At 51.9% G+C, this 3,791-nt stretch carries 4 protein-coding genes and 1 pseudogene; 2 read left to right on the top strand and 3 right to left on the bottom strand.

Translation table 11 applies throughout. The annotated features are described in order from the left end of the window. A pseudogene (locus Q31b_RS29825) lies at positions 1 to 122 on the bottom strand (IS110 family transposase); the annotation flags it as partial. Positions 123 to 566: 444 nt separating this feature from the next. Between Q31b_RS29825 and Q31b_RS27520 the strand changes: the two are divergent. Together Q31b_RS27520 and Q31b_RS27515 are read left to right on the top strand one after the other, a co-directional pair. Further along, entirely contained in the window at positions 567 to 884 is a 318-nt protein-coding gene (locus Q31b_RS27520) for an MTH1187 family thiamine-binding protein (protein ID WP_146602887.1), read from the top strand. A 32-nt stretch (positions 885 to 916) separates the two neighbouring features. Further along, on the top strand, positions 917 to 2,227 hold the full coding sequence (locus tag Q31b_RS27515; protein ID WP_146602886.1) for a hypothetical protein: 1,311 nt from the start codon (positions 917 to 919) through the stop codon (positions 2,225 to 2,227). A gap of 136 nt (positions 2,228 to 2,363) precedes the next feature. Here the strand turns inward: Q31b_RS27515 and Q31b_RS27510 are convergent, their stop codons facing one another. Both Q31b_RS27510 and arsC read right to left on the bottom strand, forming a co-directional pair. Beyond that, positions 2,364 to 2,864 (bottom strand): magnesium-dependent phosphatase-1, encoded by a 501-nt coding sequence (locus Q31b_RS27510; protein ID WP_146602885.1) that lies wholly within the window; start codon positions 2,862 to 2,864, stop codon positions 2,364 to 2,366. Between the two features lie 28 nt (positions 2,865 to 2,892). Then, positions 2,893 to 3,243: an arsenate reductase (glutaredoxin) gene (arsC, locus tag Q31b_RS27505; RefSeq protein WP_146602884.1), complete on the bottom strand. Its 351-nt coding sequence runs from the start codon at positions 3,241 to 3,243 to the stop codon at positions 2,893 to 2,895. Positions 3,244 to 3,791: the final 548 nt, after the last annotated feature.

Below are 3,791 nucleotides of genomic sequence, written 5' to 3'. Positions count from 1 at the left end.
GGTTCTGGCTGAACAACCTCTCCAAACTTTGCGATCACTTTGGCATCGATCGGATCGGTCTTTGCATCGTGACCAATCCCTTTGGCAAAGTGTCGCACCTGTTTCGGATTAACAATTGCAACATCCATGATTTGCTCTGTACTGAGCGGATTTGTCTTGCGAATACGACGATCGTTCTCATCAACATCCTCTCCTGCGGCCATGGCCAACATCTATTTGAGAAAATCTTCGCTTCCGTAGACCCAATCTCGCAACCGATCGGCTTTTGAATCCACTTCACCGGTTAGACCTTGTTTGACAAACTTCCGGTAACTCGAGAATGGGTCGCTACCGCCATGAAGTCCTGTCCAGTAACGATGGTGCTCTTCGTAGGCAATCCAGTCAAGCTGACGACTCTTCCGCGCATATCCTCCATAACTACTGTTAGGCTAGGTGAACCAACTCGGATGGGAACCAGAAAATGTCATCTCGCACCATTTCTCCAACACCACTGCCTTTCTCAGGTCAAGAAGATAAACTAGACATCTGAAACACGTCACGAGGCAAAACGGAGGAACTTTACGGAAATGAATGTCATCGTCGATTTATGTGTCGTCCCAATGGGCGTTGGCGTTTCGGTGAGCAAGTACGTTGCTGAATGCCAGAAGGTATTGCAGGAAGCAGGACTCGAGCACCAGCTACACGCATACGGCACGAATGTTGAAGGAGACTGGGACGACGTTTTTGCCGCGATCAAGCGTTGCCATGAACGTGTTCATGAGCTGGGTGCTCCGCGAATTACTACTAGCATCAAAGTCGGAACTCGCACAGACCGCGAGCAGTCGATGAAGGATAAGACTGAAAGCGTATACAGGATTGTGCCTACCGAAAACAATTTGGGCTGAACGTTAATAGGACTTGAAACGGAGAAGTAACGATGGCAAAGAAGAAAACGGCTCGGCCCGAAACGACACAGCCAGAATGGAAGACGAAGTGGCCGCGGAACGGAGACCTCGCAACGTGGTTTCGATACATGCTGCGGAAGTGTGAGGCGATTAGCGATGACAATGACGCGGCTGAACGGGCACATCTGCCAATCGAACATCTTGCGGAACTCGACCGCGAAAACGATGCGATCCGCTGGGTGAATCGCTTCTTGAAGCGTCTCCCACAGGATTCCGTTTTGGATACCGTTCACATGGCAGAGCTTGGTGCCAAAGTCAGTCTCAACGCGGGGAACCTCAAGCGGATGGAGAAGTACCTAGCGATAGCGGAATCGACCGAACCCTTCAACACACGTAAATGTGACCGCGGATTCTCCATCAATTCAGTCCGTGACTTCCGAGCTGATAACGGAATCCTGGATCCGAAAGATGCCGTTGATGACGACCAGCGCAACAGGGCTGAATTCTGGGGCGCACACAGGCGTTTTAAGCAGGCACTGAATGCACGCCGAAAGAAGCAGGCTCGACAGGCGGTGGCAGAAATGGAAGGAGTAGCCTGTAAACTAAAAAGAAGGTCACGACGCGAGCAATTCGTCTACTTCGTAGTAACCAGCTACGCAGAGTTGCAGGACACGGACGCTGTCAAGCGATGCATACGTCGGCTCGACAAGCACGACCGTGACATGGTTCTTGATGCAACCACATTGTTAGAGTTAGGAATGAAGCGAGAGGCGATCGCGAGAACTAAAAGAGACATCGCGGAGGATCTCGAAAAACTTGCCATAATGGACGATCCAAATATACACTTTCCGGCGATGTCAATTTCAAGATCGCTGCGTCTATTGTTTGAACAGGGTGAGACGAACTCTGCGAAGCATTGGTTGCGGCGAGCACTCCGAGAGATGCCCACTTGGCCCGCGCTCGAGTTTGGGTGGTCGACATCCGCGGTTTACAACACGTTTGCTGAAGCGGTGGCACTGATTGAAGGTGCCGAAGCTGCCGAGCAGCTACTGGAACAGGCCATGCGGGATGGCCATCTGGAAAAGCGACCTGGTTTTAGCAAAGCCGCTATCAATTCTGCCATTGATCTCAAAGCGGACATGGGACGCATAGAAGAGGCAATCGAGGACGCCCGCAAACTCCGGTCGCCGAAACAGCGACGCAAGGAACTAGGGAAGCTTTTGGCCCGAGCTGGTCGATGGAAAGAACTGCGGGAAGTTCTCTGTCAGGTGACGTCACCGGAAGAGGCGGCGGATGTGATGTGGTGGATCAAGTTTGAATTGCCGGGCGGTGCTGTGAAGTGATCATTCTTGCAGAATCACAGACAGCTGTGACCCGATCAGATACACTTCTATGCTTGACCGCACGTCCGCATAGATGCGTTGGTTTCTTCGACGGGAGGTTTCCACACCGTCGACCGCCAAGCTGTCCGCGTCAATCTTAATGCCGGCTCGCATGGCCATTCTTCGCGAATGCTCGCAGAGCCTTGTGGAACAAATTGGCTGTCATGCCATTGGAGACGTGAATGCTGGTGACACCGAGCGTGGAAACCTCGTTGATGTTTCGCATCTCGTCATCGAAGAAAATCATGTCTTCATGACGGAGACCACTTGATGCTTTCAACGCCGCGAAATGCTTCCGTTTTGATGATGGATAAATCTCGGCAAACGCGAAACGGTGAGTGATCCCAAGCAATTCCACCAGCTCACGCGCCCACGCTGGCTGCTCCGTTCGCGATGCGATCGCCATTTTTATGCACTGCTTGTCGCAATGGTCCAGGATACTGGTAACGTCATCGTACAATCGCACCTGGCGACTCGCCCGATCAAAGACTCGTTCGTTCTGGCGGCGAAATGGCGGCGACAGGCAATCGCACCAAGTGCCATCGCAATCCCAGAGCGTGAAGTCGAGGTCAAAAACGATCAGTTCAGGTTGTCTCAAAGGTGAGTCTCCAGAAGTACGATGCAGCCTATTTGTCAAGAATCTCAACAATGTTTTCGAGGGGACGGCCAATTGCGGCTTTTCCGTCGTGAACGACAATGGGTCGCTCAATCAGCGTTGGATTGGAGGCTAGAATCGCGATCCACTGTTTGTCTGATAGTTCTTGATCGCCAAGGTTTAGTTCCTTAAACAGCTTCTCCTGCTTCCGCACCAATTGGGCCGGGGCAATGTTCAGCAATTGAGCGATCTTTCCAAGCTCCTTTTCGCTTGGTGGGGTCTCCAAATACTTTACAACGTCGAATTCTATCCCACGTGAATTAAGAAGCTCCACGGCAGCACGAGATTTCGAGCACCTTGGATTATGAAAGACGGTCGTCATGATTTCTCGTCGGTATGTCAGGTTTCTATCATTTTACTGCCACAGCAATTGACTGCCGCGAGCACGTGCCAGATTGTAACCGCAATGCATTTAAATTCGAGGGTATTCAAACTAATGCCCGCCGCGTCCCGCGTTTCTGGAGTTCGCCGAAACTCAACCGACAACGCTTTCGAGCAGATGGCATGTCAGTTTCAAACAGCGTTAGCCCGCCACGTGCCGGCGTCGGCCACCGGAGCGCGCCGAGTAGGCGATGGAAGTTCGCCGCTGTGATAGGGAGGAAATCAACATTACTCCGATTGATGCTCAAAAAATAAACGCTTATCGTAAGGTAAGCAAAATTCAGTGAGGTATTGCCGATTAGCTCACCACCGGCGATTTGGTATTGGCTTGCTTGTCCGAGAACCGAACATGCGTTTCTTCACTGTCACGGGGCGCTGAAAAGGGACCAGTGATGGGCGCTTGAAAATCCCCCACAACGAGAGGGGGTTGGTCGAACTACAGTGGTCCGTTTTGCACCTCGCGAAGCGGAGTTCGGTAGATTGTGGCCA

Origin of the sequence: Novipirellula aureliae, assembly GCF_007860185.1 — a bacterium.
Lineage (GTDB): Bacteria > Planctomycetota > Planctomycetia > Pirellulales > Pirellulaceae > Novipirellula_A > Novipirellula_A aureliae.
Note: the sequence above shows the minus strand (reverse complement) of the source record. Positions and strands in the feature narration are given on the sequence as shown.